Below are 15,271 nucleotides of genomic sequence, written 5' to 3' on the forward strand. Positions count from 1 at the left end.
TTTGAAATTAAGATCCCGTCTTTTAACGCTGCAACATATGCACCCAATTCAATTACTGTTGACTACAATAAGTTTCTATTTCAGATTGTGTTTGTTCTAGGCGTTGCGCGATCATCTCGGGTGATAATGGAACAGCATTGCCGTTGCCGTCATCTTCATAAACGGTTTGTTTGCCTTGCAATATTGCTAAATAATGCCGCGCTTGATCGCAATTCTTTTTTCTCCACGCTTTTTCTTCCGCAGACATTTTGCCGTTATTGCTTGAATCGCTGCTGATTTCGACGTTAGGGTCACTACTTTCAAAACTACGCAACGGACGAATAATATTGTGCTCACCGATGCGTTCTTGCGATAATTCCATGCCTTGCTTATTCAATACGATATAAGCTTCAATGCCGCGCGGTGGACGTTTGCCGTAGTGAACTTTACCGCCCTCCGTCCATTTATAAACAACATCATCTCTGTTTTGCAAGTGAGAAGGAACACTTTGAGCCCATACAGGCGTGAGCATCATGCCCATAAACAAAACAGCAGCAACTAGAGTTCTTTTCATGATGGCTGATCCTTTTTTTAAAATAAACATAACGCTTACGCAGCGCTCGTTTCTAGCATAGCACGATTTGAGAATCTGCGGCTATGTCAAAATGAAAATGATTTATCCTTACGCCATGATATCGCAAGCATTATTTTCATTTAGAAAACAAAGATTCTTTAGACATCACATCAACGATCGATGCCAAAGCCGATTGTATTTCCAAATCATCTTGCGCTTGAATTTGCGATTCAATATCGGCGGAATATTTGCGCAATTGTTCCAAAGTAGCGGTTAAACGCGTTTTTTCATTTGTAGCGAATTGATCGTTTGCAGCGATTAATGCTTGCGCTTGCCCCAACCATTGTGACAATTCCTGCGCCGCGGAAAGCTGTTGAGAAAAATCTTCCGACGTTTCTAAAACATGAACTTGCTTTTTAATTGCCGCAACCGTTTGCGCAATATCCATATCAGGATTTACCACAACCGCTTCAGATAACGCGCGAGAAGGCGCTTCAATTACCGTTTGCTCAACGCTAGGTTCAACGCTGGTTGTAGTGCCAATTAACGTTGCCGTGCCATCTTTAACTTCGGTTAACGTCACCGTTTTTTTGGTTACCGTTTCCACGGTTACTTTTGAATGAGGACGCGGTTCGGCAGAATCAGTCACACTTTGTGCACCCGCGCACACCGTTACCATCATCATTGCTGTGAAAAACATTTTTTTCATAACCTGCTCCTTATTTACAATGGATTATAGATGCAAAATGAACGCTGATTTATGCGTCATTTTTATGCTCTTTCTTTTTTTGGGGACGGCGCCAATGTTCAATTTGGGTTAATTTTGGACGCGTCAGCGCTAAAGTATCCGCGGCAACATCACGCGTAATCACCGATCCCGCGCCAATAGTTGCGCCATTTTTAATGGTAACCGGCGCCACTAATGCCGTATTTGAACCGATAAAAACGTGATCGCCAATAAAAGTTGGGTGTTTTGCCGCGCCATCATAATTGCACGTAATCGTGCCCGCGCCCACATTAACTTTTGCGCCAATATGCGCATCGCCGATGTAACTCAAATGGTTCACTTTACTTTCTTGACCAATTTTTGCCGCTTTAATTTCAACAAAATTGCCGATTTTTCCGCCGTCAGCAATTACAGTTTGCGGACGAATGCGCGCAAAAGGTCCAATATCAGCTTGCGCGCCAATAGTTGCCGTATCAATCACGCTATGACTGCGAATAATGGTGTTGCGACCAATTTCGCAATCTTTTAAACAACAACCGCTTTCAATCGTTACACCGTCACCAATCACAACCGTTCCTTTTAAAAAAACGTTCGGTTCAATAACAACATCAGCGCCCGCAATAACCGTGCCATGAATATCAATCCGATTGGGATCAATTAGCGTTACGCCTTGAGCAAATAATTCCTGCACTTTTCGTTGACGATACACTGCTTCGAGCGCCGCTAATTGCGCGCGATCATTGGCGCCCATTGCTTCATCAGCGGATTCCAAACAAAAACTCTCGATAAAATGACCGTCCCGCGCAATCAGTTCCACCAAATCGGATAAATAAAATTCACCTTGAGCGTTATGATTTTCCAAACGCGGCAAATAAGTTAACAACCATTCTTGTTTAACCGCCATCACGCCAACGTTAATTTCACGAATATTTTTTTGTTCACGATTAGCATCTTTTTCTTCGACAATCGCGCACACGCCGCCCGTTTCATCATGAATGATGCGTCCATAACCAAAAGGATTTTCCATTTGTGCGGTGAGAATTGCAAAACCATGTTGAGCCGCCGAATGAAGCAATTGTTGCAAAGTGTGCGGACGAATTAAGGGAATATCAGCAAACGCAATTAACGTTAAATCATGCTGTTCGATTAACGCGGTGGCGCTTTTTACGGCGTCCCCCGTTCCCAATTGTTGCTCTTGTTTTACCCAAAAAACATTAGGAAAATCAGCTTTTAACGCCGCCTGCAATGCTTCACCGCGATAACCATAAACAATCGCTTGATGCGTTAACAGATTCGTTTCTTGCATCGATGCAAGTAAATGCGCAATCATCGGTTTACCACCGATCATTTGTAATGCTTTCGATTGGTTTGAACGCATTCTTGTTCCCATTCCAGCCGCTAAAACCAAACCTAATACGGATTTATGAAGCATAATTTTATCCCAATACTTTTTAGGCGCGGTATTTTACCACGAGATGCAAAAAAGTATTTTTCTATAAAAATCAAACAAATAAAAACGCCGACGGCTTTGTCGGCGTTTCATTTACCCTTAATGCGTTATTGACGATGCCGCCGAATTGCCGCCAATTGAGCGGTCAATTGCACGAGTTCAATTTGCATTTTTTCATAATTTTTCATTCTCTCATAATTAATCTCACCATCTGGAGATTTAATGAGTTTTTCAGCGCGGGCTTTGGCTTCCTTAATTTTCTCTTCATCAAGTTCCGCGGCGCGCGCGGCTTCGTCAGCAAGAATAATTGTTTGTTTAGATTGAACTTCGATAAATCCCCCCGAAACATACAACACTTCTTCTTCACCATCGCTTTTGGTCAGGCGCACTTGTCCTGGTTTCAACGTTGCTATCAACGGAATATGATTAGACAAAATTCCCAATTCGCCATACTCCGCCGGCGCAACAATTTGCACCACTTCACCACTAAATAAAGCGCGATCCGGACTGACGATATAAACTTGAAAAGGAGTACTCATCATCGCCGCCTTTATTTATGTTCTGCTTGCATTTTTTCTGCTTTAGCCACGGCTTCTTCCATCGATCCCACCATATAAAACGCTTGTTCCGGCAAATGATCATATTCGCCATCAACAATCGCTTTAAAATCGCGAATGGTATCTTTGAGCGGCACATATTTTCCCGGCGCGCCGGTAAATACTTCAGCAACGAAAAAGGGTTGTGACAAAAACCGTTGCACTTTACGCGCCCGTGTAACCACGGCTTTATCGTCTTCGGATAATTCGTCCATACCCAAAATAGCAATAATATCGCGCAATTCTTTATAGCGTTGCAAAACACCTTGCACACGGCGCGCGGTGGAATAATGTTCTTCGCCAACAACCAGTGGATCGAGCTGACGAGAAGTGGAATCCAACGGATCAACCGCCGGATAAATACCCAATTCAGCAATTTGCCGCGACAAAACAACGGTAGAGTCCAAATGCGCAAAAGTTGTTGCTGGTGAAGGGTCGGTTAAGTCGTCCGCGGGCACGTAAACAGCTTGAATTGAAGTAATTGAGCCTTTCTTAGTTGAGGCAATTCGTTCTTGTAATTTACCCATTTCTTCGGCGAGCGTTGGTTGATAACCCACCGCGGACGGCATTCGTCCCAATAGCGCAGAAACTTCCGTTCCAGCCAAAGTGTAGCGGTAAATATTATCCACGAAAAATAAAACGTCACGCCCTTCTTCGCGGAAATACTCTGCCATTGTTAAACCAGTTAAAGCGACGCGGAAACGGTTACCAGCCGGCTCGTTCATTTGTCCGTATACCAAAGAAACTTTATCGAGCACGTCTGATTCTTTCATTTCGTAGTAGAAGTCGTTACCTTCACGGGTACGTTCACCGACGCCAGCAAAAACAGAATAACCGCTATGTTCAACGGCAATATTGCGAATCAATTCCATCATATTGACGGTTTTGCCCACGCCCGCGCCGCCGAATAATCCCACTTTACCGCCTTTAGCAAAAGGACACAGTAAATCAATCACTTTAATACCGGTTTCCAGTAATTCAGTTGAGTTGGATAATTCATCGTAAGCAGGAGCCGCGCGGTGAATTGACCATTTATCTTCAGCGTTGATTGCGCCGCCGTGATCAACGGGTTCCCCTAAAACGTTCATAATCCGCCCTAAAGTTGCCTTGCCAACAGGGACTTTAATCGCGTCACCCGTATTTTCGATCACCATACCGCGTCTTAATCCATCAGAAGATCCCATCGCAATGGTACGCACGACGCCATCGCCCAAAAGTTGTTGCACTTCAAATGTAACATTTGCTTCTTGAGAAACTAAAGCATCATTAATATTTGGCATTTCCGCTGCCGGAAATTCAATATCGACAACCGCGCCAATGATTTGAACAATCTTTCCAGTGCTCATTTATAAAACCTCTTTCAATGTATTAAACCGCATCTGCGCCGGCGACAATTTCAGTTAATTCTTGGGTAATCGCTGTTTGTCGTGCTTTATTGTATTTCAACTGCAATTCTTTAATTAACGCGCCGGCATTGTCAGAAGCGCTTTTCATCGCCAACATGCGTGCCGACATTTCACAAGCAATATTTTCCGCAACCGCTTGTTTTACCGTAAATTCTAAGTATCTTTTCAATAGAGTGTCCAAAATACTTTCTGCATTGGGTTCATAAATATAATCCCAAGCATGTTTTGCGGTCATACCATCGGCAAATTGCACCGATGCAGGCAATAATTGGGTAATTGTTGGTTTTTGCGTCATCGCGTTTTCAAACACATTGCCAACAATGTAAATTTTTTGAATTTCCCCACGATTAAAGCCTTCAATCATCGGATAAATTGCGCCGATGAGTTCGTGTGTTTGCGGTTCTTCAGGATAATTTTCAATGGTTGATAACAACGGTACTTGTGCACGATTTAAAAAAGCCACACCTTTGCGCCCAAACACGGTTGCCACAATCTTGTGACCTTTTTTTTGCTCGCCGCATATATGCTGCCAAAGCGTTTTAAACAAATTAATATTTAATCCACCGCATAATCCCCGATCGGTGGAAATAACAATATAACCAACCGTCTCCACCTTTTCTGGTTTAACCAAAAAAGGGTGCAGCGTACTCGAAGAAGCACGCACCAAGTGTGCGATAACGCGTTGAATATGTTCGGCATAAGGTCTACCGCCGCGCATATAATTTTGCACGCGCCGCACTTTTGATGCGGCAACCATTTCCATCGCTTTTGTTATTTTTTGCGTACTTTTAACGCTTTTTATCTGACTGCGGATTTCTTTGGCATTTGACATAACAAATCCTTATAAAGAGCGCTTTTCAACGAAAGCATCGAGCGCTTCTTTCAAGCCCGTTTGTACGGCTTCATCATATTTGCCAGTGGTATTAATGGTATTCATTAAATCGGCATGATTTTCCCGCATAAACGATAAAAGCGCGGTTTCGTAAGCCATAATATCTTCAACGGCAACGGTATCTAAATAACCTTTATCCGCAGCAAACAAAGATATTGCCATTTCCGCAACACTCAACGGAGCATATTGTTTTTGCTTCATTAATTCCGTTACTCGTTGACCGTGTTCCAATTGTTTACGAGTAGCTTCATCTAAATCAGAAGCAAATTGAGCAAAAGCTGCCAGTTCACGATATTGCGCCAACGCTAAACGGATACCGCCGCCTAATTTTTTAATAATCTGGGTTTGAGCTGCACCGCCAACACGAGAAACGGACAATCCCGCATTAATTGCCGGACGAATACCAGAGTTAAATAAATCCGTTTCCAAGAAAATTTGACCGTCAGTAATGGAAATTACGTTTGTCGGCACGAACGCGGAAACGTCGCCCGCTTGCGTTTCAATAATCGGCAACGCCGTCAATGAACCTGTTTTTCCTTTGACTTTTCCAGCTGTTAAACGTTCCACTTCTTTAGCGTTGATACGCGCTGCCCGTTCAAGCAAACGAGAGTGCAAATAAAAAACATCGCCCGGATAAGCTTCTCGACCTGGCGGACGACGTAACAATAAAGAAACCTGACGGTATGCCCATGCTTGTTTAGTTAAATCGTCATAAATAATCAGTGCATCTTCCCCACGATCGCGGAAGAACTCACCCATCGCACAACCAGAATAAGGAGCGATATATTGCATTGCAGCAGAAGTTGAAGCGGAAGCGGCAACCACGATCGTATGTTTTAATGCATCGGCTTCTTCCAATTTACGCACAACAGAAGCGATGGAAGAGGCTTTTTGCCCAATTGCAACATAAATACAAATAACGCCCGTATTTTTCTGATTGATGATGGCATCAATAGCAATCGCCGTTTTACCCGTTTGCCGGTCGCCGATAATTAATTCACGTTGTCCGCGACCCAATGGAACCATGGAATCGATGGCTTTCAAACCTGTTTGCAGCGGTTGATCAACGGATTGACGTTCAATAACACCCGGTGCAATTTTTTCTACCGGTGAACTGCCTTCAGCGTCAATTTTTCCTTTACCATCAATGGGATTCCCCAAAGCATCAACAACGCGCCCCAATAAACCACGTCCCACAGGCACTTCTAAAATACGCCCCGTGCAATGAACTTTATCACCTTCGCGTAAATGCTCGTATGCCCCCAAAACCACGGCGCCAACACTATCGCGTTCCAAGTTCATCGCCAGTGCAAAATTGCCATTGGGTAACTCAATCATTTCCCCAAGCATCGCTTGGCTAAGACCTTGTATTTGAACGATACCATCGGAAACGTTAACAATCGTTCCCTCGGCTTTATTTTCAACCTTGTTATCGTAATCAGCAATTTTATCCTTGATAAAACTACTGATTTCTGAAGCATTTAATTGCATATTAATTCCTTGATTCATCAAGCATTCGAGCAAACCGTTCCAGTCTACCGCGCGCGGATTGGTCAATCACCATACCGTCGTATTCAATCCGAACACCAGCAATCAGCGCCGGTTCTTCGCGAACGTCTAAAACTACTTCGCGATGAACGTTTCTCTCAATCGTCGCTTGAAGCTCCTTTTTCTGCTTTTCATCTAAAGCCAGCGCGGTATAAACGGTTGCTTTACAAACGTTCTGCGCAGAATAATAAAGTTGCTTAAATTGCGTTGCGATTTCAGGCACAATCGCCATTCGACCTTGCTGATTTAATACGTTTAGAAAATTTCGCTCTTGCTCGGATAGCGCTTCACCACGAGATTCAACCAAAAATTGCTCAAACCAAACTAAAAAATTTTCCATAAACGATGCCGAAGCCAAATGCTCCTTCACCGCTTCATTGCTTACAAAAGCGCTCGCAATTTCAAGAAAATCAATCCAGTTAGCAACAGACTCCGTTTCCACCGCTTGCTCAAAAACGGCTTTAGCGTAAGGTCTGGCAATGGTTTCAGTTTGCGACATATTAGAACTTCTCTGTTAATTCATGTAATAAACGCTCGTGATCACGATCATTGACTTCGCGTCCCAGCACTTTTTCCGCACCCGCGATGACCAAATGCGACAATTGCGCACGCAATTCGTCTCGTACTTGACGTTTTTCCTGCTCAATTTGAACATGAGCTTGCAAAACTTCGGCTTCGCTACTGCGTTGCGCTTGTTCCTTGGCTTGTGCAATCATCTCACTGGCTTCTTTATTTGCCCGCGACACAATTTCTGCGGCTTGCATCTTTGCTTTACTCAAAATTTCCTGAGATTGGTGTTCTGCTTCTTGTACGGCAAATTTTGCTTTATCTGCCATATTTAAACCATCTGCAATTTTGCGCTGTCTTTCTGTCGCAATGTTTGCAAACATCGGCCAAATCACTTTATTAACAAACCACCAAAAGACTAAAAAAGTCCCCATCTGACCAATCAGCGTCACATTGATATTCATATGATGCCAACTCCTTTGAGTAGAAAAGGGAATAAACTAACCTGATATTGCTGATAACACGGCTCCAAGCATGGGATTACCAAAGACCATAATCAAGGCAACAACAACTGCAATCATAGAAATCGCATCAAGCAATCCGGCAATAATGAAAAATTTAACTTGTAAGCTATTCATCATTTCTGGTTGACGAGCAACGCTTTCAATAAATTTCCCCCCTAAAACCGCAAAACCTACCGCAGTACTGACTGCTGCAACACATAAAATCACAGTTACAGCGAAAATACTTGCTATCTGAACATCAGCAATTGCTGTTAAATTTTCCATTGTAAGCTCCTTTAAATTTAATAAATGGAATAAAATCAGTGCTTTTCAACCATTGACATATAGACAATCGTTAAAATCATAAAAACATAAGCTTGTAAAGTTACCACAAGAATATGGAAAATTGCCCACGCGCCGCCCGGAACCCACTGGCTCCAAAAAGGTAAAAAAGTAATCAAAATAAAGACAATCTCTCCAGCGAACAAATTACCGAATAACCGCAAAGATAAGGACACGATTTTTGCCATATCTTCAACAATTCTCAAAGCAAAATTTGCTGGAAATAAAAGAATTTTGCCAATTAAACCAGACGACTCAAAAGGGTGAGTACCCATCGCCCGCAGCATTCCCAAAAGGCCGTGATTATTCCTAAAGGTATAAACTAAAGTGATTAAGACCACTGAAATCGACAATGCAAAAGTGGCATTAGGATCGGTAGAAGGAACAATTTTTAAATAAGGAATCCCAATCAATTTTGCCATGCTGGGCAACAAATCCACGGGAATTAAATCCATGACGTTCCAAAAGAAAATCCAGCAAAAAAGCGTCAACGCCAACGAACCAATATCACTACGCGATTCGCCAAAAAATCCCTTCACGGTGTTATCGATAAAATCAAAAACCATTTCGGCAACATTCTGCGCAAATCCGGGAACACCGCTTTCTGCCTTTTTTCCAATTGAGTAAAAAAGCCAACAAAAAGAGCAGCCTAATAAAATTGAAAAAAACAACGTATCGAGATGAAGCGCCCAAAATCCCTCGCCCACAGTCAAATTAACCATGTGATGATGAATAATTTCAGCACTCGTCATTTCGCCGCCAGTAGCCATATTCTTACTCCATTAAAATCATCAATATGTAAGAGGAAACGTACGTTATTGAAAAACCAACCGCTACTGCTAGCGCTGCATGATGCGGCATAAAAACCACCAATGCAGTTATCATTGTCCCCCACTTTATGATTTCGCATCCCCAAAAAGTTTTATACAACTGTTTTGCAGACATCACTTCCGGCAGGCGCCAAAAAACAAACCACATGGAACACGTTGAAAGTAGAGCAACTCCGCTCCCTACTGCCAAACTATCCCATTGGGTACGCAACGGCGTTATCAATGCAATAAAAACTAAAAAAACACCAATTACTGCCTGCAAGGCGGCTAATTTTATCAATAAATGCTTCACTTTTATAGCTTAAAAATTATAAAAATCAGAACTAATCAATATAATTAGTTAATTAGAAAATCTCTGATAACCCCATTTATCTAAAATTCCTTCTAACTCATCGAGATTTTGGTAATGCAAAACCAGCGAACCTTTTCCCCCTTTCTGCGCATTTATCGATACACGATAACCCATAAATTGACTTAATTTTTCTTCTAAATCAACGATTTCCACTTCTTTTTGACGAGACTTTTCTACACAATGCGCCGCATTTTTTGCCTTCATTCGCCGCACCAATTGCTCCGTCTGCCGCACATTAAGCGCGCCAGTGATAATTTTTTCAAGCGCTTGCCGTTGCTCAATTTCTGATAACGACAACAAAGCCCGCGCGTGTCCCATTTCAATTTCTTCCGCGCATAAAGCCTGTTTCACCGCGGCACAACAATCCAACAAACGCAACATATTACTCACCGATGAACGTTGCCAGCCAATCGATCGCGCCACCTGCTCATGCGTCAGTTGACATTCTTCCACCAAACGCTGCAAACCTTGCGCCGTTTCTAAAACATTCAAATCCGCGCGCTGAACATTTTCGATCAAAGCAATCAACAACACCTCGCGATCCGAATAATTTCGCACAATGCACGGCACTTTTTCCCAACCCAATGCTTTAGCCGCCCGCGCGCGCCGTTCGCCAGCGATTAATTCATAACGTGCCGCCGGCGTTTTTCGCACAATTAAAGGGTGCAAAATACCGCAATTTTTAATCGATTCAATCAACGCCTGCAAAGACTGCGCGGAAAAATGTTTGCGCGGTTGAAATGCGCCTGCTTGCAATTGAACGAGCGGAATTTCCTCAACGCGGTGATGAGAACAATCGAGTTGCGCAAAATCACCCAATAAATGCTCTAGACTGTGTTCACGCGGTTCTTTAACCACAATTTCTCCCAATATTTTCCACAAAAACAGCGCGTTAACTTTTCTTTTTCACCACAAATAACACGCGCGCAGCATCTAAAAGCGGCACCGTCAACGGCAACACGTTTTCCACATAAAAATCCTTTTGCGTGCAAACTTCATCATCATGTGCTTTCATCAATAACCAACGGCTATTTTCATCACCCAAAGCTGCCGTCCACATCAAAAAAGAATTGATATCGCTGACGGCACGACTGATTAAAACGTTCAACTTCGCCTCCGGACGCCATTGTTCCGCGCGCATCGCCACAACTTTCACATTCTCCAACGCCAATTGCCGCACGGCTTCCCGCAAAAAAACGCTTTTCTTCGTATTCGATTCCACCAAAAAAAACTGCTGTTGCGGACAAACAATCGCCAACACAATCCCCGGCAAACCCGCGCCGCTGCCAATATCGGCAATCGTTTGCGCCGGCGGCAAAAAAGGCGCAACTACTAACGAATCCAGCAAATGCACAATCACTTGTTGTTGCGGTTCTCGAATGGCGGTTAAATTATGCACCCGATTCCATTTCGCCAATAACTGCAAATAATGCATCAACTTTTCAATGACTTCCTGATTGACGGGAAACGATAATGCCGCCGCGCCGCGCTGCAATAATTCTTCAGCGGCAATAAAATCATCATTCATGTAAGGCTGCCTTTTGTGCCAAAAAATCTAATAGTAATCCGATCGGACGCCCCGTGCTGCCTTTATTTTCGCCTTTTTGCCAAGCAACGCCGGCAATGTCTAAATGTGCCCAAGGATAATGATGTGCAAACGTGCTCAAAAAAGCCGCTGCCGTGCTCGCGCCCGCTTCCCTTTTGCCGGAAATATTTGCCAAATCTGCAAAAGGACTATTCATCATTTGCGTATATTCTTCATCTAACGGCAACTGCCAAACGCGATCATCGGCGCGTTCGCCCGCCGCCTTTAATTGCTCGATTAATTCGGAATCATTACCCAATAATCCCGCGCGCACCGTGCCCAATGCAATCACGCACGCACCCGTTAACGTGGCAATATCAATAACCGCCTGCGGTTGATAACGTTCGGCATAAGTTAACGCGTCCGCTAAAATCAATCGTCCTTCGGCATCAGTATTTAATACTTCAACCGTAGTTCCCGACATAGTGGTAACGATATCACCGGGTTTTAACGCGCTTCCAGACGGCATATTTTCTACCGCGGGAATCAGCGCCACCACATTAATCGCCAATTTTTGCATCGCAACAGCTTTGAGCGCGCCAAAAATCACCGCCGCACCCGACATATCGTATTTCATCAAATCCATTTCGGCGGCAGGTTTTAAAGAAATACCGCCGGCATCAAAAGTCACGCCTTTGCCCACGAGTACAATGGGTTTTTGTGACGCGGCGCTGGCTTTATATTCCATCACGATAAACTGCGGCGCCTGCGCCGAACCTTGCGCCACTGCTAACACGCCGCCCATTTTCAAATCCGCGATTTCTTTTTGTTTTAGAACGGTCGTTTTAATACAGGGATACGCTTTTGCTAAAGCCAACGCTTCTTTAGCTAAAAAATCAGGCGTACAAATATTTGCCGGCAAATTTGCTAAATCGCGCGCGGTGGCGTTGCCTATTTGCCACGCTTCTACTTCCGCGTTAATCGCTTTGGCAACATTTTTTTCTTTTTTGCTACATAACCACGTTACCGTCAATTTTTTGCGCCATTTTTCCTGTTGTTTATCGGCATCGCTGATTTTTTTGTAGCCGGAAAACGTATAAAAATCAGCGGCAAATGACGTTAACACCGTTTTCTGCAACGATTCGTGCGTACTTGCAGCAGTTGCCGAAAAATCTAAAGCCACTTGTTCCCAACGATGATTTTTGATCCACGCGCCCATCGCTTGAACCATCGCCCGCAATTTTCTCTCATCAGTTGGCAAATGGACGAATAACAACCATTTTGCGCGCACGCCGGCAGTGCGATAAAACGCGCTGATTTGTCCCACCGCCGGCAAATCGCCGCTGGCGCGAATATGCGTTAACCAGCCGTCGATTTCATTATCAAATAGCGTCCAATCACTATGTTCATCAAATGGCAAAAATACGGCATCAGCTGCGATTTCGTACCATTTTTCAGTACTCATCATTAATTTCATTATGTACTCCTTAAGTGGTTAATAAGCGTTGTTATATTAAGAAATGAGGATCACGCTTTATGCTCGGCGCTCGTTTTAGGTGCTGATTTAGGTAGAATAGCACACCGCAAAAACAAGATGGACGACGATGCCATTTCCCATTTTTTACCGCTATATGATGCGCGAAATCAGCGCGTTATTTCTCGCTATTACGATGATTTTACTCACGATTATCATCAGTTTTCGCTTTTCGTCGCTGTTATCCCGCGCGCTCGACGGCAGCGTTTCGCTGGCAGCCATTGGGCAATTGCTCATTTTTCAAACGGCAAATATTGTCGTTATCTTGCTTCCCGTTGCTTTTGTTCTCGCCAGCGTCATGACTTTATCGCGTTTATACGGCGACTGCGAAATCAACGCATTATTTGCCGGCGGCTGCAGCAAAAAACATCTGATGCAACCGATTTTGTATCTCGTTTTACCGCTTGCCGTTATTTTGGTGATCAATACGTTATACCTCTTGCCGCATGTTTTTGAACGCTGGGATCAACTCATGGCGCAATCGCGCCAAGAAGCGTTGTATAGTTTTTTCACGCCCAATCAATTCCAACATTTAAACGCGCACAACACGCTTTATACCGGCGATAAAATCAATAACGGCTTTCAACCGTTTATTATCATTCAAAATGATAACAATGAATACAGTATGTTATGGTCAAAACGCGGTGAGATTCAAAAAAATCAACCCGAACATTTTCTCCATTTAACGCAAGGTAACCGCGCCGCGTGGCGTGATGATTTTCAACCGCAAAATTGCCTGTTTAGCCAATTTGCTCACGGTTCATTGCATCTTTCTCAATCGCCGCCGTCTGCTCAACAACGTTTACGCAGTATTGCCACCGGCGCGCTCAATCAAAGTTTGGCGCATCGCGCGGAATTCCAAAAACGCCTCAATCCCGCGTTAGCCGTGGTTATTTTCAGTTTTGCCGTGCCGCTGCTCGCCCACACGCGCCCGCGGCAAGGTCGTTATCAACGTTTATTGCCGGCTTTTATTTTGTTTGGTATTTACATTAATTTGCTTGATATTGCGCTCAAAATGTTTAGCCGCGGACAAATTCCTTTTTTAATCGGCGGCTGGGGTATTCATTTTGCGGCGGCATTTATCATCGCTATTTACTGGCAACGCGCGAGGAAACCATGATTACGCTTTACGATCGCCATATTGCGCGCATCATTACCGCACATATCATTATCGTTTTAATTTTTTTATTAGGCATTGATTTTTTAGTACAAAGTGCGGAAGAAAGCGACAATATCGGTCGCGGAAATTATCATTTTTGGCTGATGTTATCGATATTATTGCTCAACGTTCCGGCGCGCATCGTCGAATTTATGCCTGCCGCGGTTTTAGTCGGCACGATAACGGCGCTTGGGCAATTAAATAAGCAACAAGAATTAACCGTGATTCGCACGAGCGGCATTTCGCGTTTACGTTTATCGTTATCAGGATTAATGATCGCCTTTTTTTTAGGCTGCGCGCTTATCGTGTTGGCAGAATACGGCGTAGCGCCGGCGCAAAATCGCGCACAATGGTTACATCATCACGCGTTAAACACCACGGCACCGCAAACAGATCACGGCATTTGGCTGCGCGATGGCGATAATATCGTTTATATCGGCGCTTTTCAGGCAAACGGTAGTTTAGAAAAAATCCGTTTTTACCGTCCACACGAGCACGATATTGAAATTCAAGAAAGCCAGCGCGCAACTTTTATGCAAACGCATTGGCAACTCGATGATAACCGCGCGTTACGCATCGGCAGCCAATCCAGCATGCCTATTGCCCCAACGACGCATTGGCAAAACCGCATTTTGCCGGCAACGATTGCGCAATTAATGCAATTGAAAAACGCTTATACCTTGCGCGAACTTTATACCATCACGGGATTTTTGCGCGCGCATCAACTCAATGACCAACAAATGAGCCTCAAATTGTGGCAGCGGATTTTTTTACCAATTACCACCATCACGATGGTGATTTTGGCGTTGCCTTGCGTTTTTAATACGCGTCGCGATGGTAACGGTGCGCGGTTGGTTATCGGCATTTTGCTGGGCGCTTCTTATTACGTCGTGCAAGGTATTGTGACTAAACTCGGATTACTGTTGCATTGGTCAACTGCATTGAGCGCGCTGCTGCCGATTTTGATTTTTGCGCTGCCGCCTTTATTTTTACTCACGCGCGACTAAAACATCGCTTTTTCTGGCCATAAAAAACACCGCCGAAGCGGTGTTTTCAAACTGTTTTTAGAACGTGCGACTATTTCGCATTGCGTTCTAATTGATTGATCCGCATTTCCAATTGTCGCAAACGCTCCTGCGCTTCCGATAAAGCGGCGGCTTGTTCATCAAAAACCGCGCGCGGCACCCAATCTGATTCGCCATAATTGCCGGCAAAACGTTTTGAAAATCCGCGGATTTTATCGTGCAGCGGTTGAGCTGCCGGCGGTAAATGAGATTCGAGCTGGTCGCGCAGAAAATCAAAAGGATTGTTTTTCATTCTGATTCCTTAATGAGTTGTTCTATACGG

At 44.0% G+C, this 15,271-nt stretch carries 18 protein-coding genes; 2 read left to right on the forward strand and 16 right to left on the reverse strand.

The window, feature by feature from the left end:
* Positions 1-52: 52 nt before the first annotated feature.
* From AKG33_RS04805 to AKG33_RS04875, 15 genes are all read right to left on the reverse strand, one after another.
* Positions 53-553 (reverse strand): hypothetical protein, encoded by a 501-nt coding sequence (locus tag AKG33_RS04805; RefSeq protein WP_012031442.1) that lies wholly within the window; start codon positions 551-553, stop codon positions 53-55.
* 136 nt (positions 554-689) lie between these two features.
* Complete coding sequence (locus AKG33_RS04810; RefSeq protein WP_012031443.1) at positions 690-1,262, reverse strand: hypothetical protein; 573 nt, start codon at positions 1,260-1,262, stop codon at positions 690-692.
* 49 nt (positions 1,263-1,311) lie between these two features.
* The gene (gene glmU / locus AKG33_RS04815) at positions 1,312-2,712 is read right to left on the reverse strand and encodes a bifunctional UDP-N-acetylglucosamine diphosphorylase/glucosamine-1-phosphate N-acetyltransferase GlmU (RefSeq protein WP_012031444.1); all 1,401 of its coding nucleotides are present in this window, start codon (positions 2,710-2,712) and stop codon (positions 1,312-1,314) included.
* Positions 2,713-2,837: 125 nt separating this feature from the next.
* On the reverse strand, positions 2,838-3,269 hold the full coding sequence (locus AKG33_RS04820) for a F0F1 ATP synthase subunit epsilon (protein WP_012031445.1): 432 nt from the start codon (positions 3,267-3,269) through the stop codon (positions 2,838-2,840).
* Between the two features lie 11 nt (positions 3,270-3,280).
* Complete coding sequence (atpD, locus tag AKG33_RS04825) at positions 3,281-4,672, reverse strand: F0F1 ATP synthase subunit beta (protein WP_012031446.1); 1,392 nt, start codon at positions 4,670-4,672, stop codon at positions 3,281-3,283.
* 22 nt (positions 4,673-4,694) lie between these two features.
* Positions 4,695-5,564 carry a F0F1 ATP synthase subunit gamma gene (gene atpG, locus AKG33_RS04830; RefSeq protein WP_012031447.1) on the reverse strand — a complete coding sequence of 290 codons (870 nt, stop codon included), beginning with the start codon at positions 5,562-5,564 and terminating at the stop codon, positions 4,695-4,697.
* 9 nt (positions 5,565-5,573) lie between these two features.
* Entirely contained in the window at positions 5,574-7,115 is a 1,542-nt protein-coding gene (gene atpA / locus AKG33_RS04835) for a F0F1 ATP synthase subunit alpha (RefSeq protein WP_012031448.1), read from the reverse strand.
* A 1-nt stretch (position 7,116) separates the two neighbouring features.
* Entirely contained in the window at positions 7,117-7,671 is a 555-nt protein-coding gene (locus AKG33_RS04840) for a F0F1 ATP synthase subunit delta (protein WP_050708002.1), read from the reverse strand.
* Between the two features lies 1 nt (position 7,672).
* Complete coding sequence (locus AKG33_RS04845; protein WP_012031450.1) at positions 7,673-8,143, reverse strand: F0F1 ATP synthase subunit B; 471 nt, start codon at positions 8,141-8,143, stop codon at positions 7,673-7,675.
* Between the two features lie 36 nt (positions 8,144-8,179).
* Positions 8,180-8,467 carry a F0F1 ATP synthase subunit C gene (atpE, locus tag AKG33_RS04850; protein ID WP_012031451.1) on the reverse strand — a complete coding sequence of 96 codons (288 nt, stop codon included), beginning with the start codon at positions 8,465-8,467 and terminating at the stop codon, positions 8,180-8,182.
* A gap of 35 nt (positions 8,468-8,502) precedes the next feature.
* Complete coding sequence (gene atpB, locus AKG33_RS04855) at positions 8,503-9,294, reverse strand: F0F1 ATP synthase subunit A (RefSeq protein ID WP_012031452.1); 792 nt, start codon at positions 9,292-9,294, stop codon at positions 8,503-8,505.
* A gap of 4 nt (positions 9,295-9,298) precedes the next feature.
* On the reverse strand, positions 9,299-9,646 hold the full coding sequence (locus tag AKG33_RS07280) for a hypothetical protein (protein WP_123962261.1): 348 nt from the start codon (positions 9,644-9,646) through the stop codon (positions 9,299-9,301).
* Between the two features lie 48 nt (positions 9,647-9,694).
* Positions 9,695-10,564, reverse strand: coding sequence for a ParB/RepB/Spo0J family partition protein (locus tag AKG33_RS04865; RefSeq protein ID WP_012031453.1), 870 nt, complete (start codon positions 10,562-10,564; stop codon positions 9,695-9,697).
* 34 nt (positions 10,565-10,598) lie between these two features.
* Entirely contained in the window at positions 10,599-11,234 is a 636-nt protein-coding gene (rsmG, locus tag AKG33_RS04870; RefSeq protein ID WP_012031454.1) for a 16S rRNA (guanine(527)-N(7))-methyltransferase RsmG, read from the reverse strand.
* Positions 11,227-12,708, reverse strand: a complete 1,482-nt coding sequence (locus AKG33_RS04875; protein WP_050708003.1) for a leucyl aminopeptidase — start codon at positions 12,706-12,708, stop codon at positions 11,227-11,229. The genes rsmG and AKG33_RS04875 overlap by 8 nt, the downstream gene beginning before the upstream one ends.
* Before the next feature lie 127 nt (positions 12,709-12,835).
* Between AKG33_RS04875 and lptF the strand changes: the two genes are divergently transcribed.
* Together lptF and lptG are read left to right on the forward strand one after the other, a co-directional pair.
* On the forward strand, positions 12,836-13,885 hold the full coding sequence (gene lptF, locus AKG33_RS04880) for an LPS export ABC transporter permease LptF (protein ID WP_050708004.1): 1,050 nt from the start codon (positions 12,836-12,838) through the stop codon (positions 13,883-13,885).
* The gene (gene lptG, locus AKG33_RS04885; protein ID WP_050708005.1) at positions 13,882-14,931 is read left to right on the forward strand and encodes an LPS export ABC transporter permease LptG; all 1,050 of its coding nucleotides are present in this window, start codon (positions 13,882-13,884) and stop codon (positions 14,929-14,931) included. Before lptF ends, lptG begins: the two co-directional genes overlap by 4 nt.
* Positions 14,932-15,001: 70 nt before the next feature.
* Here lptG and AKG33_RS04890 read toward each other — a convergent pair whose 3' ends face one another.
* Positions 15,002-15,241 carry an accessory factor UbiK family protein gene (locus AKG33_RS04890; protein ID WP_012031458.1) on the reverse strand — a complete coding sequence of 80 codons (240 nt, stop codon included), beginning with the start codon at positions 15,239-15,241 and terminating at the stop codon, positions 15,002-15,004.
* Between the last annotated feature and the right edge of the window lie 30 nt (positions 15,242-15,271).

The organism is Dichelobacter nodosus, assembly GCF_001263335.1.
Taxonomy (GTDB): domain Bacteria; phylum Pseudomonadota; class Gammaproteobacteria; order Cardiobacteriales; family Cardiobacteriaceae; genus Dichelobacter; species Dichelobacter nodosus.